This window comes from Methylobacterium sp. NMS14P, assembly GCF_028583545.1.
Classification (GTDB): Bacteria; Pseudomonadota; Alphaproteobacteria; order Rhizobiales; family Beijerinckiaceae; genus Methylobacterium.
Window position 1 is genome coordinate 558,603 of sequence record NZ_CP087106.1, and the last position, 13,874, is coordinate 572,476.

Annotated in this window: 17 protein-coding genes; 12 read left to right on the forward strand and 5 right to left on the reverse strand. The window is 72.0% G+C overall.

What is annotated here, in order from left to right; genetic code table 11:
* The first annotated feature begins 53 nt into the window (after window positions 1-53).
* From LOK46_RS02560 to dprA, 7 genes are read left to right on the forward strand one after another with little or no spacing between them, the layout of a single operon-like run.
* Window positions 54-533, forward strand: coding sequence for a DUF2628 domain-containing protein (locus LOK46_RS02560; RefSeq protein ID WP_443192918.1), 480 nt, complete (start codon window positions 54-56; stop codon window positions 531-533).
* 19 nt (window positions 534-552) lie between these two features.
* Window positions 553-1,212 carry an imidazole glycerol phosphate synthase subunit HisH gene (gene hisH, locus LOK46_RS02565; RefSeq protein ID WP_273562346.1) on the forward strand — a complete coding sequence of 220 codons (660 nt, stop codon included), beginning with the start codon at window positions 553-555 and terminating at the stop codon, window positions 1,210-1,212.
* A gap of 37 nt (window positions 1,213-1,249) precedes the next feature.
* On the forward strand, window positions 1,250-1,993 hold the full coding sequence (hisA, locus tag LOK46_RS02570; protein ID WP_273562347.1) for a 1-(5-phosphoribosyl)-5-[(5-phosphoribosylamino)methylideneamino]imidazole-4-carboxamide isomerase: 744 nt from the start codon (window positions 1,250-1,252) through the stop codon (window positions 1,991-1,993).
* A gap of 32 nt (window positions 1,994-2,025) precedes the next feature.
* Window positions 2,026-2,829 (forward strand): imidazole glycerol phosphate synthase subunit HisF, encoded by an 804-nt coding sequence (gene hisF / locus LOK46_RS02575; RefSeq protein ID WP_273562348.1) that lies wholly within the window; start codon window positions 2,026-2,028, stop codon window positions 2,827-2,829.
* Window positions 2,826-4,130 carry a dihydroorotase gene (locus LOK46_RS02580; protein ID WP_273562349.1) on the forward strand — a complete coding sequence of 435 codons (1,305 nt, stop codon included), beginning with the start codon at window positions 2,826-2,828 and terminating at the stop codon, window positions 4,128-4,130. Before hisF ends, LOK46_RS02580 begins: the two co-directional genes overlap by 4 nt.
* Entirely contained in the window at window positions 4,130-4,732 is a 603-nt protein-coding gene (gene plsY, locus LOK46_RS02585; RefSeq protein WP_273564741.1) for a glycerol-3-phosphate 1-O-acyltransferase PlsY, read from the forward strand. Before LOK46_RS02580 ends, plsY begins: the two co-directional genes overlap by 1 nt.
* Before the next feature lie 46 nt (window positions 4,733-4,778).
* On the forward strand, window positions 4,779-5,990 hold the full coding sequence (gene dprA, locus LOK46_RS02590) for a DNA-processing protein DprA (RefSeq protein WP_273562350.1): 1,212 nt from the start codon (window positions 4,779-4,781) through the stop codon (window positions 5,988-5,990).
* Here dprA and ruvX read toward each other — a convergent pair.
* Both ruvX and LOK46_RS02600 read right to left on the reverse strand, forming a co-directional pair.
* A complete protein-coding gene (gene ruvX / locus LOK46_RS02595) occupies window positions 5,980-6,492 on the reverse strand; it encodes a Holliday junction resolvase RuvX (protein ID WP_273562351.1) in 513 nt (170 codons plus the stop codon). The two genes, dprA and ruvX, sit on opposite strands and share 11 nt — an antisense overlap.
* On the reverse strand, window positions 6,492-7,058 hold the full coding sequence (locus LOK46_RS02600) for an SMI1/KNR4 family protein (protein ID WP_273562352.1): 567 nt from the start codon (window positions 7,056-7,058) through the stop codon (window positions 6,492-6,494). Before LOK46_RS02600 ends, ruvX begins: the two co-directional genes overlap by 1 nt.
* Before the next feature lie 172 nt (window positions 7,059-7,230).
* Between LOK46_RS02600 and LOK46_RS02605 the strand changes: the two genes are divergently transcribed.
* The 5 genes from LOK46_RS02605 (at window position 7,231) to gatB (ending at window position 11,364) form a co-directional block, all read left to right on the forward strand.
* The gene (locus LOK46_RS02605; protein WP_012317484.1) at window positions 7,231-7,371 is read left to right on the forward strand and encodes a hypothetical protein; all 141 of its coding nucleotides are present in this window, start codon (window positions 7,231-7,233) and stop codon (window positions 7,369-7,371) included.
* Window positions 7,372-7,540: 169 nt separating this feature from the next.
* Entirely contained in the window at window positions 7,541-7,828 is a 288-nt protein-coding gene (gene gatC, locus LOK46_RS02610; RefSeq protein ID WP_012317485.1) for an Asp-tRNA(Asn)/Glu-tRNA(Gln) amidotransferase subunit GatC, read from the forward strand.
* 78 nt (window positions 7,829-7,906) lie between these two features.
* On the forward strand, window positions 7,907-9,385 hold the full coding sequence (gatA, locus tag LOK46_RS02615) for an Asp-tRNA(Asn)/Glu-tRNA(Gln) amidotransferase subunit GatA (RefSeq protein WP_273562353.1): 1,479 nt from the start codon (window positions 7,907-7,909) through the stop codon (window positions 9,383-9,385).
* Window positions 9,382-9,681 (forward strand): hypothetical protein, encoded by a 300-nt coding sequence (locus LOK46_RS02620; protein ID WP_273562354.1) that lies wholly within the window; start codon window positions 9,382-9,384, stop codon window positions 9,679-9,681. Before gatA ends, LOK46_RS02620 begins: the two co-directional genes overlap by 4 nt.
* A gap of 210 nt (window positions 9,682-9,891) precedes the next feature.
* Complete coding sequence (gene gatB / locus LOK46_RS02625; RefSeq protein WP_273562355.1) at window positions 9,892-11,364, forward strand: Asp-tRNA(Asn)/Glu-tRNA(Gln) amidotransferase subunit GatB; 1,473 nt, start codon at window positions 9,892-9,894, stop codon at window positions 11,362-11,364.
* A 700-nt stretch (window positions 11,365-12,064) separates the two neighbouring features.
* On the opposite strand, the gene LOK46_RS02630 is transcribed toward gatB, so the two are convergent.
* From LOK46_RS02630 to LOK46_RS02640, 3 genes are all read right to left on the reverse strand, one after another.
* Window positions 12,065-12,547: a DUF3280 domain-containing protein gene (locus LOK46_RS02630; RefSeq protein WP_273562356.1), complete on the reverse strand. Its 483-nt coding sequence runs from the start codon at window positions 12,545-12,547 to the stop codon at window positions 12,065-12,067.
* A gap of 71 nt (window positions 12,548-12,618) precedes the next feature.
* Entirely contained in the window at window positions 12,619-13,674 is a 1,056-nt protein-coding gene (locus LOK46_RS02635) for a biotin/lipoyl-binding protein (RefSeq protein ID WP_273562357.1), read from the reverse strand.
* Window positions 13,674-13,868 (reverse strand): DUF1656 domain-containing protein, encoded by a 195-nt coding sequence (locus LOK46_RS02640; RefSeq protein WP_273562358.1) that lies wholly within the window; start codon window positions 13,866-13,868, stop codon window positions 13,674-13,676. The genes LOK46_RS02635 and LOK46_RS02640 overlap by 1 nt, the downstream gene beginning before the upstream one ends.
* Window positions 13,869-13,874: the final 6 nt, after the last annotated feature.

Consider the following 13,874-nt stretch of genomic DNA (forward strand, 5'->3'; position numbering starts at 1 on the left):
CCGATCGGCCACGCGGCCGTCGCGGCGCACGCTGTCGGAGTTTCGCGATGCGGATGCGCAGCTACACGCTCCACCTGCCGGACGACGCGCGGCCGGGCGAGTCGGTCGGGCTCGACCGGGCTCTCCTGGTGCGGGACGGCTTCTCCTGGCCGGCCTTCGCCTTCACGGTGCTGTGGTTCCTGTTCCACCGCCTCTGGCTCGCCGCCCTGTTCGTGCTCGCCGGCCTCGTGGCGCTGGCCGCGGCCGGCATCGCCCTCGGGCTGCCGGCCGGCGCCGGCCTGATCGTGACCCTGCTGGCCGCCTGGCTGGTCGGCCTCGAAGCCTCGAGCCTGCGCCGCTGGACCCTGGCGCGGCGCGGCTGGCCGGCGCGCGACGCGGTGGTCGCCGCGACGCCCGAGGAGGCCGAGGCCCGGGCGCTGACCCGCTGGATCGAGGCGAGCCCGAGCGCGCCCCGCGCCCCGTTCCCGAGCGGTCCCAGCCGGCGGGCCGAGCCGGTGATCGGGCTGTTCCCCGCCCAGGAAGGCGCCCGGTGAGCTCCCGGGCGAGACGCGCATGAGCACCGAGACCGTCGCGATCATCGATTACGGGTCGGGCAACCTCCACTCCGCCGCCAAGGCCTTCGAGCGCGCCGCCCGCGAGAGCGGGCGCGACGCGCGGATCTGCCTGACCTCGGACCCCGACGTGGTGGCCGCGGCCGACCGCGTCGTGCTGCCCGGCGTCGGCGCGTTCGCGGATTGCCGCCGCGGGCTCGATGCCGTGCCCGGCATGGTCGAGGCGATGACGCGGGTCGCCCACGGGGCCGGCCGCCCGTTCCTCGGGATCTGCGTGGGGATGCAGCTCCTGGCGAGCCGCGGGCTCGAGTACACGACCACGCCGGGGCTCGGCTGGATCCCCGGCGACGTCGGTCCGATCCGGCCGTCGGACCCGGCCCTCAAGGTCCCCCACATGGGCTGGAACACCCTGCGGACCGAGCGCGACCACCCGCTGCTCGCCGGCATTCCCACCGGCGAGGACGGGCTGCACGCCTACTTCGTGCACAGCTACGCGCTGGAGGCGGAGCGCCCGGACGACGTGGTGGCGCGCGCCGAGTACGGCGGCCCGGTCACCGCCCTCGTCGCCCGCGACAACGTCGCCGGCACGCAGTTCCACCCCGAGAAGAGCCAGCGGCTGGGCCTCGCGCTCATCGCCAACTTCCTGAACTGGCGCCCGTGAGCGCCGTTCGGCCCAGGCAAGAAGGACGGAAGCGCCCGTGATCCTGTACCCGGCGATCGACCTGAAAGAGGGGCGGTGCGTCCGCCTGATTCAGGGGGACATGGCGCAGGCCAAGGTCTTCGGCGACGATCCGGCCGCCCAGGCCGCGATCTTCGAGGCGCAGGGTTTCCCCTGGCTCCACGTGGTCGACCTCGACGGCGCCTTCGCGGGCGCGCCGCGGAACGCGGAGGCCGTCGACGCGATCCTCGCGCGGGTGTCGATCCCGGTCCAGCTCGGCGGCGGCATCCGCGAGATGAAGACCCTGGAGGGCTGGCTGAGCAAGGGCGTCGCCCGGGCGATCATCGGCACCGCGGCGGTGCGCGACCCCGGCTTCGTCCGGGAGGCCGCCCGCAAGTATCCCGGGAAGATCGCGGTCGGGATCGACGCGAAGGACGGCCGCGTCGCGGTCGAGGGCTGGGCCCAGACCTCCAGCATGACCGCGGAGGAACTGGGGCGGCGGTTCGAGGACGCGGGCGTCGCGGCGATCATCTACACCGACATCGCCCGCGACGGGATCCTGAAGGGCCTCAACGTCGAGATGACCCTGGCGCTCGCCCAGGCTGTGCGCATCCCGGTGATCGCGTCGGGCGGCCTCGCGTCGATCGACGACGTCCACCGCCTGCTGCAGCCGGACTGCGCGCTGATCGCCGGCGCGATCACCGGCCGGGCGCTCTACGACGGCCGCATCGATCCGGAGGCGGCCCTGGCCGCGATCGCTGCGGCGCGCGGCCCGGCGGCGTGATATCCAGAGGCTCGCGACATGAGACGCCGCCCGTGCTGAAGACCCGCATCATCCCCTGCCTCGACGTGAAGGACGGGCGCGTCGTGAAGGGCGTGCGCTTCGAGGGCCTGCGCGACGCCGGCGACCCCGTCGAGGCCGCGAAGGTCTACGACGCGGCCGGCGCCGACGAGCTGTGCTTCCTCGACATCACGGCGAGCCGCGAGGCCCGCGGCACCCTGCTCGACATCGTCAGCCGGACCGCCGAGGCCTGCTTCATGCCGCTGACCGTCGGCGGCGGCGTGCGCACCGTCGAGGACGTGCGCGCGCTGCTGCTCGCGGGCGCCGACAAGGTCGCGATCAACACCGCGGCCGTGAAGGATCCCGACCTCGTGGCCCGGGCCGCCGAGAAGTTCGGCGCGCAGTGCATCGTCGTGGCGATCGACGCCAAGCGCGTCTCGCCCCCTGGCGCGCCGGCCGCCTGGGAGATCTTCACCCATGGCGGCCGCGACCCGACCGGGATCGACGCCGTGGCCTTCGCGCGGCTGGTGGCCGGGAAGGGCGCCGGCGAGCTGCTCGTCACCTCCATGGACAAGGACGGCACACGCTCCGGCTACGACCTCGCCCTGACGCGGGCGATCAGCGACGCCGTCACCGTGCCGGTGATCGCCTCGGGCGGTGTCGGCGGCCTCGACGACCTCGTAGCCGGCGTGGCCGAGGGCGGCGCGAGCGCCGTGCTGGCGGCGTCCATCTTCCATTTCGGGCAGGCGAGCGTCGCCGAGGCGAAGGCCCATATGGCGGCGGCCGGGCTCGCCATGCGCCTCGACGGCCCGGCCTCTTCCGCGAGGGCGCCCCAGTGAGCAGCTACCTTCTGGCGAACGCCAGCCTCCTCGATCCCGCGACAGGCCGCGAGACCGCCGGCGCGGTGCTGGTGCGGGACGGCCGCATCGCCGACATCGCCGCCGGCGCGGCGCCGGGCGCCCCGTCCGACGCGAAGCGCGTCGACTGCGCTGGCCGCGTGCTGACCCCCGGGCTGATCGACATGCGCGCCTTCGTGGGCGAGCCGGGGGCCGAGCACCGCGAGACCCTGGCCTCGGCGAGCGCCGCTGCGGCCGCGGGCGGCGTCACGACGCTCGTCTGCATGCCCGACACCAACCCGGTGATCGACGAGCCGGCCATCGTCGACTTCGTGCTCCGCCGCGCCCGCGACACGGCGAGCGTCAACGTCCTGCCGGCGGCCGCCATCACCAAGGGGCTGGCCGGCCGGGAGATGACCGAGTTCGGCCTGCTCAAGGAGGCCGGCGCGGTCGCCTTCACGGACGGGCTCCGGGCCGTGGCGAACGCCCAGGTGCTGCGCCGTGCCCTGACCTACGCCCGGGATTTCGACGCCCTGATCGTGCAGCACGTGGAGGAATCCGCCCTCGTCGCCGAGGGCGTGATGAACGAGGGCGAGCTCGCCTCGCGCCTCGGGCTGATGGGTATCCCCCGCGAGGCCGAGACCGTGATGCTGGAGCGCGACATCCGCCTCGTGCGGCTGACCGGCGCCCGCTACCACGCAGCGATGATCTCCTGCGCCGATTCGGTCGACATCGTCCGCCGGGCCAAGCAGGACGGCCTCCCGGTGACCTGCGGCGTCTCGGTGAACAACCTCGTCCTCAACGAGAACGACATCGGCCACTACCGCACGTTCTGCCGGCTCTCGCCGCCCCTGCGCCACGAGACCGACCGGCAGGCGGTCGTCCGCGCCCTCGACGAGGGCGTGATCGACGTGGTCGTGTCCGACCACAACCCGCAGGACGTGGAGACCAAGCGCCTGCCCTTCGCCGAGGCGGCGGACGGGGCGCTCGGAATCGAGACGCTGCTCGGCGCCGCGATGCGCCTCGTCCACACCGGCGACCTCGCGCTGCCGAAGCTAATCGCCGCGCTCACCGTGAACCCGGCGCGCATCCTCGGCCGCGAGGCCGGACGGCTGGCCGTCGGCGCGCCCGCCGACCTCGTGCTGATCGACCCCGATCTCCCCTACGTCCTCGACAAGCGCCGGCTGAAGTCGCGCTCGAAGAACTCCCCGTTCGACGAGGCGCGCCTCCAGGGCGCGGCGGTGATGACGCTGGTCGGCGGCCGGATCGTCCACGCGGTCGACGACCTCGCGGCCGCCGCATGATGCCGCCGGATCTCGCGACCCCGGCCGCCCTCGGCGGCCTCGCCCTCGGCTACGCCCTGGGCTCGATCCCGTTCGGGCTGATCCTGACGAAATTCGCCGGCCTCGGCGACGTCCGGGCCATCGGCTCCGGGAATATCGGCGCCACCAACGTGCTGCGCACCGGCCGCAAGGGCCTCGCCGCGGCGACGCTGCTGGGCGACGCCCTGAAGGGCACCGCGGCCGTCCTCATCGCCCGGCATCTGGGCGAGGGCCCGGCGCTCGCCGCGGGGCTCGGCGCCTTCCTCGGCCACCTCTTCCCGGTCTGGCTGGGCTTCAAGGGCGGCAAGGGGGTCGCGACCTTCATCGGGGTGCTCCTCGCCTTCAGCCCGCCCACCCTCGCGGTGTTCGCGGCGATCTGGCTCGGGCTCGCCTTCACGCTCAAGTACTCGTCGCTGGCGGCGCTCGCCGCCTCGGCGGCCACGCCGCTGGTCCTGTGGTCGCTCGGCGCCCCGGCGCAGGCGTTGCTGTTCCTGCTCCTCGGCCTGCTGCTATGGTGGAAGCACGCGCCCAACATCCGCCGACTCGCGTCCGGCACCGAGGGGCGCATCGGCCAGAAGGGCTGAGTGCCGGCGCGCCGCGCCGACCTTCGGGCAGGTGTGGGGGTGGTGGATGCAGCTCACCGAGACCCAGCGGCTCGACTGGCTGCGGCTGATCCGGACCGAGGGCGTCGGCCCCCGCACCTTCCGGAGGCTCGTGAACCGGTTCGGCGGCGCGGCCGCCGCCCTCGACGCCCTACCGGATCTCACCGGCCGCCAGGGACGGCGCATCGTGCCGCCCACGCGCGGTGAGGCCGAGGCCGAGCTCGCGGCCCTGGCGCGCCTCGGCGGGCGGCTGGTCGCCACCGGCGAGGCGGAGTATCCGCGGCTCCTCACACAGGTCGACGCGGCGCCGCCGCTGCTGGCCCTGCGCGGCGCCCCGATCCTCAACCGGCCCGCCGCCGCCCTCGTCGGCTCGCGGAACGCGTCGTCGGCGGGTCTCGCCTTCACGGAGCGGCTCGCCCGCGGGCTCGGCGAAGCCGGCCTGACGGTGGTCTCCGGCCTCGCCCGCGGGATCGACGCCCGGGCCCACAGAGCCAGCCTGCGGACCGGCACGATCGCCGTCATGGCCGGCGGCCAGGACCGGATCTACCCGGCGAGCCACGCCGCCCTGGTCGAGGCGATCCTGGCGGAGGGCGGCGCCGTCCTCGCCGAGATGCCGATGGGCTGGGAGCCCCGCGGCCGCGACTTTCCCCGACGCAACCGGATCATCTCCGGCCTGTCCTACGGGACCGTGGTGGTGGAAGCCGCCCGCCGCTCCGGCTCGCTGATCACGGCGCGCTACGCCCTGGAGCAGAACCGGGAGGTCTTCGCGGTCCCCGGCTCGCCGCTCGATCCGCGCGCCGAGGGCACCAACGACCTGATCCGCCAGGGCGCCACCCTGGTCTCCGAGGTGGGCCACGTCCTGGAGGTGCTGGGACCGATCATCGAGCGCGGCCCGGACGCCGAGGCGGCGCCGGCGCGCGGGCGGCCGGACCTCGCCGAGCAGCCGGATTTCTGGGACGAGATCGCGCTCGACGCGGCCGACGCGACGCTCGACCCGCTCCCGCAGCGGTGCGCCGGCGCGTCCGCCGACGGCCCCGCCCGTGACGACCAGCCCCCGGAGCCGCAGGACGACCGGGCGCGAATCGTCGTCCTGCTCGGACCGAGTCCGGTCGGCACCGACGAGTTGGCGCGGAGCGCCGGGGTCGGCGCCCGGACCGTGCAGAGCGTGCTGTTGGAACTGGAGCTGGACGGACGGATCGAGCGCCACGGCAGCGGCACCGTCTCCCTGGTCAGCCGCTGAGGAAGTGGTCCTCGGGATCCTCGTCCGCGTCGGCGTCCGCGAGGTTGCGCATGACGTCGAGGCAGCCCTGGAGGATGTAGGCGGCGGCGAGCTTGTCGACGAGCTCGCCGCGCCGCGCCCGCGAGGCGTCGGCCTCGATCAGCGCGCGAGTGACCACGGCGGTCGAGAGGCGCTCGTCGAAGAAGACGTGGGGCAGGGGGAGGATCGGCGCGAGGTTGCGCATGAAGGCGCGGGTCGACTGTACCCGCGGCCCCTCGCTACCGTCCATGTTGAGCGGCAGCCCGACCACGAGGCCGCCGACCGCGTGCTGCCGGCACAGGGCGGCGAGCCGCTGCGCGTCGGGTGTGAACTTCACCCGGCGGATCGTCTCGAGCGGCGTCGCGATCTGGCGGCCGAGATCCGACAGGGCGAGCCCGATCGTCTTGGTGCCGAGATCGATGCCGATCAGCCGGGCGCCGCCACGGGATTCGGCCGCGAAGGCGCGGATCGCGTCGAAGTTCATCAATCGGCCCGAGCGCTGCGCGCCAGGGTGGCCTCGGTGACGCCCTCGAACCGGGTGGGGAGGGGCTCCGAACCCGGTCCCAGGACCAGGGCCGCGGACGGCGCCGTCACTCGGGTGAAGAAGTCGTCGAGGCTCTCGCCGCCGAACCGCACCGTCTCCAGGTCGGGCGCGAGCAGCCAGACGTCGTACTCACCGTCGGTCCCGGTGACGTCCCAGAACAGGAAGCTGCCGTCCTCGCCCGCGCCGAAGAAGCAGGCGCGCTCGACGATCTCGGCGTCGCCGCCCTCGACGTCGAACCGGTGCGGCTCCGCCCCGTCCTCCAGCATGGCGACCGCGGCGCCGACGCTGTGGGCGATGAGGCCCGCCTGACTGACCAGATCGCAGGCCTCGAACGGTGCCGGCACGGCGACGCGGAACTGCCCGCCCGCGAGGCCGACGCCGCAGGTCAGGCAGAAGTCGCGATAGGAGGCCGGCAGGGCGAAGCCCAGCGCCTCGGCCGCACGGTCGAGGGCCGCCGCGTCCGGCACGTAGCCCGGCGCGAGTTCCTCGAAGACCTTCTCCCACATCGCTCCCGCTCCACCGTCCACAGGCTTCGGCTCCTCCGCAGATCGCCCCCGGTGCGCGCGGAGCCGTTCGCGTCTAGGTAGGTTAATGTTCCGTTAAACCACGCTGTAGGGGCCCGCCTTGTCGACGAACGGCCAGCTCTCCTGTTCCGCACCGTCCGGGCACCGGCGGGCGATGCCGCGCAAGCACCGCTGGATGCTGCTCCTCGCCTTCGAGGTGCTGGTCGCGGGCTTCACCCAAGCCATGATCCAGCCGGTCCGGCAACCGGGAATCACCATCGAGATGTCGGTGACGCCCCACCACGTCGTGACCTGATCCGCCCCGTCAGCCGGCCGCGCCGCCCGTCGTCACGCCGATCCCGCGCGGCCGGACCGGTGTGCCGGCGGCGCGGCGGCGTCCACCCGCGTTGCGGCGCGTCGAGAGCCGATGCTATAGCCCGACCGACTTCGGGAAAGTGCTCCCGGGCGGGGACGAACGGGACGGCATGTCGGTCGACGAGAAGACGGTTCGGCGCATCGCGCATCTGGCGCGGATCGCGGTCACCGACGACGAAGTCGGGCCCCTCCAGGGCGAGCTGAACGCTATCCTGGCCTTCGTCGAGCAGCTCGGCACGGTCGACGTCGCGGGCGTCGAGCCGATGACCTCGGTGACGCCGATGGCGATGAAGAAGCGCGAGGACGTCGTCACGGAGGGCGGCCGCGCCGCCGACGTCGTCGCCAACGCGCCCGAGACCGAGGACAATTACTTCCTGGTCCCGAAGGTGGTCGAGTAGGCCGAGAACGGCCCGGACCTTGCGGACCGGATTTCTGGCGGGCAGGCGCGCGGCGGCGCGCGCGGGGACGTGAACAGCGTGGATCCGAACGAACTTACCCTGGCCGAAGCGCGCGACGCCCTGAAGGCGAAGCGGATCTCGGCCCGCGAGCTGACCCAGTCCCATCTGGACGCCATGGCCAAGGCCCGTGTCCTGAACGCGTATATCCGGGAGACCCCGGACCGCGCCCTGTCGATGGCCGAGGCCTCGGACCAGAAGATCGCGTCCGGCGAGGCGCGGCCGCTCGAGGGCATTCCCCTCGGCATCAAGGACCTGTTCTGCACGCACGGCGTGACGACCACGGCAGGGTCCAAGATCCTCGAGACCTTCGAGCCGCACTACGAATCGGCCGTGTCGGCCAATCTGTGGCGCGACGGCGCCGTGATGCTCGGCAAGCTGAACCTCGATGAGTTCGCCATGGGCTCGTCCAACGAGACCAGCGCCTACGGCAACGTGGTCTCACCGTGGCGGCGCGCCGGAACGGACACGCCGATCGTGCCCGGCGGCTCCTCGGGCGGCTCCGCCGCCGCGGTCGCCGCGCGCCTCTGCCTCGGTGCCACCGCGACCGATACCGGCGGCTCCATCCGGCAACCCGCCGCCTTCACCGGCACGGTCGGGATCAAGCCGACCTACGGGCGCTGCTCGCGCTGGGGCACGGTGGCCTTCGCCTCGTCCCTCGACCAGGCCGGTCCGATTGCCCGGACTGTGCGCGACTGCTCCATCCTCCTCGGCTCCATGGCGGGCCCCGATCCCAGGGACACGACCTGCGCCGACCTCGCGGTGCCCGATTTCGAGGCCGCCGTATCGCGGGGCGTGAAGGGCCTGACCATCGGCATCCCCAAGGAGTATCGGGTCGACGGCATGCCCGCCGAGATCCAGAAGCTCTGGGACGAGGGGGCGGCCTGGCTGAAGGCGGCCGGCGCGACGATCAGGGAGATCTCGCTGCCGCACACCGCCTACGCGCTGCCGGCCTACTACATCGTGGCCCCGGCCGAGGCGTCCTCGAACCTCGCCCGCTACGACGGCGTCCGCTATGGCCTGCGCGTGCCCGGCAAGGACATCGCCGGGATGTACGAGAACACCCGCGCCGCCGGCTTCGGCCGCGAGGTGAAGCGCCGGATCATGATCGGCACCTACGTGCTCTCGGCCGGCTACTACGACGCCTACTACGTCCGCGCGCAGAAGATCCGCACGCTGATCAAGCGCGACTTCGAGGCCGCCTACGCGGCCGGCGTCGACGCGATCCTGACGCCGGCGACGCCGTCGGCCGCCTTCGGCATCGGCGAGAAGGCCTCGGCCGACCCGGTGGAGATGTACCTCAACGACGTGTTCACCGTGACGGTGAACATGGCCGGGCTGCCGGGCATCGCCGTGCCGGCGGGGCTCGACGCCCAGGGCCTGCCCCTGGGTCTGCAGCTCATCGGCCGGCCCTTCGACGAGGAGACGCTGTTCGCGGTCGCGCAGGTCATCGAGGACTCGGCGGGCCGCACCGTCCTGCCCGAGCCGTGGTGGTCATGACCGTTCCCTACTATCCCTGGACGGTCTGGATCTGGGCTGCGTTCGATCCGGCCCTGATCGTGGTGGCGGTCTATCTCGGCTGGACCGCCAGCCAGTTCGGCAAGGTCTTCATCGCGGCAATCGCGGCGCTCGGCTTCTCGGTGCTGTTCTCCTACGCGGTCAGCGCGGCCGGCATCCCGTGGCCGGCGCCGATCACCCGGGACGGGCCGACCTTCTTCCCGGTGCGCGCCGTCGCGGCCCTGCTCTGGGCCGTCCTCGGCTACGGTGTCCGGCAGGCGGTCGGACGCCGCGCTTGATCTTTTCGCGACGCGGCCCGTAAGTGACCGCACGACATCGACGCCGACCCGCGCCCTCGTCCTGAGGCGCCCGCGTGAGCGGGCCGCGAAGGAGGCCTCCAGCCGGCCGCGCGATCCCTGGAGCCCGCCTTCGAGGCTGCCGCGCAGCACCTCAGGACGCGGGCGCGGGTGGGCGGATCCCGCCACGCTCCCTTCCCGGCCCGGACGACCATGAACGCACCCGTCGACCCCAAGAAGCTGATCAAGGGCGGCCTCCACGACTGGGAGGTGATCGTCGGCATGGAGATCCACGCCCAGGTGTCCAGCCGGGCGAAGCTGTTCTCCGGCGCCTCGACGGAGTTCGGGGCCGAGCCGAACGACCACGTCTCGCTGGTCGACGCCGCGATGCCCGGGATGCTGCCGGTGATCAACGCCGAGTGCGTCGCCCAGGCGGTGCGCACCGGCCTCGGCCTGAAGGCCAAGATCAACCTGCGCTCGGTGTTCGACCGGAAGAACTACTTCTACCCGGACCTGCCGCAGGGCTACCAGATCTCGCAGTACAAGGACCCGATCGTCGGTGAGGGCGAGGTCCTGGTGGACCTGGCCGACGGCGCGTCGATCACCGTGGGCATCGAGCGCCTGCACCTCGAGCAGGATGCCGGCAAGTCGCTGCACGACCAGGATCCGACCCGGAGCTTCGTCGACCTCAACCGGTCGGGCGTGGCGCTGATGGAGATCGTCTCCCGGCCCGACCTGCGCTCCTCCGAGGAGGCGAAGGCCTACGTGACCAAGCTGCGCACGGTCCTGCGCTATCTCGGCACCTGCGACGGCGACATGGAGAAGGGCTCGCTCCGCGCCGACGTGAACGTCTCGGTGCGCCGCCCCGGCGAGCCGCTGGGCACGCGCTGCGAGATCAAGAACGTCAACTCGATCCGCTTCATCGGGCAGGCGATCGAGACCGAGGCGCGGCGCCAGATCGCCATCCTCGAGGACGGCGGCAAGATCGACCAGGAGACGCGCCTGTTCGATCCGACCAAGGGCGAGACGCGCTCGATGCGCTCGAAGGAAGAGGCGCACGATTACCGCTACTTCCCCGATCCCGACCTGCTGCCGCTGGAGTTCGACCAGGCCTACGTCGACGCCCTGGCCGAGGGGCTGCCCGAGCTGCCGGACGCCAAGAAGGCGCGGTTCGTCTCGGCGTTCGGTCTCTCGCCCTACGACGCCGGCGTGCTGGTCGCCGAGCGCGCCTCCGCCGACTACTACGAGGCGGTGGCCAAGGGCCGGGACGGCAAGGCCGCGGCCAACTGGGTGATCAACGAGCTGTTCGGGCGCCTCAACAAGGAGGGCCTGTCCATCGACGCGACTCCGGTCTCGGCGGACCAGCTCGGCGCGATCATCGACCTGATCGGCGAGGGCGTGATCTCCGGCAAGATCGCCAAGGACCTGTTCGAGATCGTCTGGACCGAGGGCGGCGACCCGCGCGCCGTCGTCGAGAGCCGCGGCATGAAGCAGGTGACCGACACGGGCGCCATCGAGGCGGCGGTGGACCAGATCATCGCGGCCAATCCGGACAAAGTCGCGCAGGCCAAGGAGAAGCCGACCCTGCTCGGCTGGTTCGTCGGCCAGACCATGAAGGCCACCGGCGGCAAGGCGAACCCCGCGGCGGTGAACGCGCTGCTCAAGGCGAAGCTCGGGATCGAGTGAAGGTTTCGCGGCGGACGGCCATCCCGCGCGCGACCGTGTCCTGAGGCGCCCGCATCCGCGGGCCATTCAGGAGCGCCTCAGGGCGTGCCGCGAGCCGGAGGGCTCCTCCGAGGCGCGCCGCGCGCGCAGCTCAGGATGAGGGCTTGGATCGGAGGACCGTCGCTTCGACGTCGGTGGATAGGCCGGCCTAAATCAGACCGTCTCCACCTCGGCGACGACGAAATCCCGCCGCGGCGCTGCCGGGCAGGTGGGGCATTCGGATTCCTTGAAGAGAAACCGCGGCGGAACGGCTCGAAGTGGGGCCTTTCGCGCATTCGAAGGCGTGCCATGCGTGGCCGCTTCTGCGCCCCTGGAGCCGCGTCCGTCCGGCTGTTCGTGTCGTGCCGCTAGGCCTCGGGCCGAACCTGTCCCTGAACCGTCTAGGCGGCATTCCGCTGCGGTGGAGTCATCCCTGTCTCCTCCAGCTTCCGACGACCGACAACGCTGAGAAACCCGATTGCATCAAGGTTTCGTGTCGGTTCGTGCCCGCTCTCGCTAAGCACAGGGTGAGACTGCGCCCGTCTTCCGGGTCGGTCAACAGCTATTTTCTCGGCAAAAGGTTTTTTCGAACCACTTGCTCCAACCGCCGGGTCGCAGCGCATGCGGGCTCAATGACTTGGATCGATCCTGCCGCGTTGCGAGATATTGATTGGCCCACAAGCTACTTGCCGGCGCCCATATTGTTCTCGACCAAGAAACGGATGCCGCGGTCAAAGGACTCGTCCGTGTCGCCGCGCAGGTCGACGCTGTAGGCCGTCTCGGGCGCGTCGCCCGTGAGGGGCTTCACGTAGACATTCAGGTTGAGGATCAAGTTCGACACCTTCTGCACCTCCCCGGTGATGGCGACTTCGGCGCCGAGCTTGCGGGCGAAGTCGTCCGCGCAGCCGTTGCAGCGGCGCAGGTCGGCGCTCCTGGCGACGTCGTCCCGCACCGGGTCGGTCGAGACCACGACGAACAGGCCCTTCTTCTGGAGGAGGTCGCGCAGGTCGGCGCTCACCCGCTTCAGCCGCGCGGTGTCGGCCGCGTCGCCGGGCACCGGTGACAGGTTCGAGAACTGGAAATCGAACACTGCCGCCTTCGGGGGCGCGGCCGCGGCAGGACTGGCGGCCAGCAGAAGCGTGGCGAGTGCGAGCAGTCGGTTCATCGTGGTCTCCCGCGCCGTTACGTGTTCGGGAAACCGGGCGACCGCCCGCCGGGTCGCGTCCGCGCGGCGATTCAGCGCCGGTCTGCCTCCCGGGCGGGACCCGCCGCCGGCGTGGTCCGACCGGAGACGCGGTCGCGCAGGTCCATGAACCAGCTCGGCGCCGGGCCGCGGCCGCCGTTGACGAACACCGTCGCGGTCATGCCGGCGATGAGCGGGACGCCGGCCGGGACGTGGTCGATGCGGATGCGGACGGGCACCCGCTGGGCGAGGCGGACCCAGGTGTAGACCGGGTTGACGTCGGGCAGCCCCTGCGTGCTGGCGGCGGCGTTCGCCGTGGAGATGCCGAGCGTGATGCTGTGGACCGTGCCGGTCAGGTGCGGATCGAAGCCCATCAGCTTCACGTCGGCGGGATCGCCGACGTGGATGTTGGGCATCTTGGTCTCCTCGAAATAGCCGTCGATCCAGAAGGAATCGGTGTCGACCACGTTGATGTTCGCGGTGCCGGTCCGGGCGTAGTCGCCGATCCGCATCAGCAGGTTGGTCACCCGGCCGTTGACAGTCGACTTCACCTGGGTGCGCCCCAGATTCACCTTGGCCTGCCGCAGCTGCGCCTGCGCGCTCTCCAGCGACGCCTCGGCGATCTTCGCGGCGCCGGCGAATCGCTGCTTCTCTTCGATCGAGGTCGACACGGTCGAGAGCGCCTGGCGGCGGGCCGACTCGGCGTTCTTCACCTGCAGGTCGGCCTCCCGGTTCTTCACCTCGGCGTCCGCCGAGGTGACCGCGACCTCGAAGTCGACCGGGTCGATCACGTAGAGGACGTCGCCCTTGCGGACATTCTGGTTGTCCTGGACCCGGACCTCGACGATCTGCCCCGCGACCTGCGGGGCGATGTTGGCGACCTGGACGCGGACCGTGCCGTCGCGCGTCCAGGGCGCGGCTACGTAGAACTCCCACACGAAGGCCGCCGCCAGGATCGCGACGAGCAGGATCACGCCGGTGGCCGCGAGGCGGAACACCCGGGCGGCGCGGCCCCGGCGCGGCACCGCGGGCAGCGGGTCGCTCCGCCCGGGCGCGCTGTCGCGGGAGGCGGACTTCGGATCGTCCTCGTCGGCGGTCGTGTCGGGCATCAGATGAACGCGATCAGGAGGGCGAGGACACAGACGTAGAGGCCGGCCTCGGCGAGCGGGGCGTTGGCGACGTAGCGGCTGAAGCGGATGCGGGCGAAGACGAGGCGCAGGACGATCAGGATCACGAACGCGGCCAACGCGTAAGCGACGAAGGCCGTGACCAGCACCCCGCCGACATGGATGTCCTCGTGCATAATCAC

Bases quoted from the DNA above. Each gene is read 5' to 3' on its own strand.
- LOK46_RS02620 (WP_273562354.1), top strand. From the start codon at position 9,382: ATGACCGTTCCCTACTATCCCTGGACGGTCTGGATCTGGGCTGCGTTC.
- LOK46_RS02600 (WP_273562352.1), bottom strand. From the start codon at position 7,058: ATGTGGGAGAAGGTCTTCGAGGAACTCGCGCCGGGCTACGTGCCGGAC.
- LOK46_RS02630 (WP_273562356.1), bottom strand. From the start codon at position 12,547: ATGAACCGACTGCTCGCACTCGCCACGCTTCTGCTGGCCGCCAGTCCT.
- LOK46_RS02560 (WP_443192918.1), top strand. From the start codon at position 54: ATGCGCAGCTACACGCTCCACCTGCCGGACGACGCGCGGCCGGGCGAG.
- plsY (WP_273564741.1), top strand. From the start codon at position 4,130: ATGCCGCCGGATCTCGCGACCCCGGCCGCCCTCGGCGGCCTCGCCCTC.
- ruvX (WP_273562351.1), bottom strand. From the start codon at position 6,492: ATGAACTTCGACGCGATCCGCGCCTTCGCGGCCGAATCCCGTGGCGGC.
- gatC (WP_012317485.1), top strand. From the start codon at position 7,541: ATGTCGGTCGACGAGAAGACGGTTCGGCGCATCGCGCATCTGGCGCGG.
- dprA (WP_273562350.1), top strand. From the start codon at position 4,779: ATGCAGCTCACCGAGACCCAGCGGCTCGACTGGCTGCGGCTGATCCGG.
- LOK46_RS02605 (WP_012317484.1), top strand. From the start codon at position 7,231: ATGCCGCGCAAGCACCGCTGGATGCTGCTCCTCGCCTTCGAGGTGCTG.
- LOK46_RS02640 (WP_273562358.1), bottom strand. From the start codon at position 13,868: ATGCACGAGGACATCCATGTCGGCGGGGTGCTGGTCACGGCCTTCGTC.
- hisH (WP_273562346.1), top strand. From the start codon at position 553: ATGAGCACCGAGACCGTCGCGATCATCGATTACGGGTCGGGCAACCTC.
- gatB (WP_273562355.1), top strand. From the start codon at position 9,892: ATGAACGCACCCGTCGACCCCAAGAAGCTGATCAAGGGCGGCCTCCAC.
- LOK46_RS02635 (WP_273562357.1), bottom strand. From the start codon at position 13,674: ATGCCCGACACGACCGCCGACGAGGACGATCCGAAGTCCGCCTCCCGC.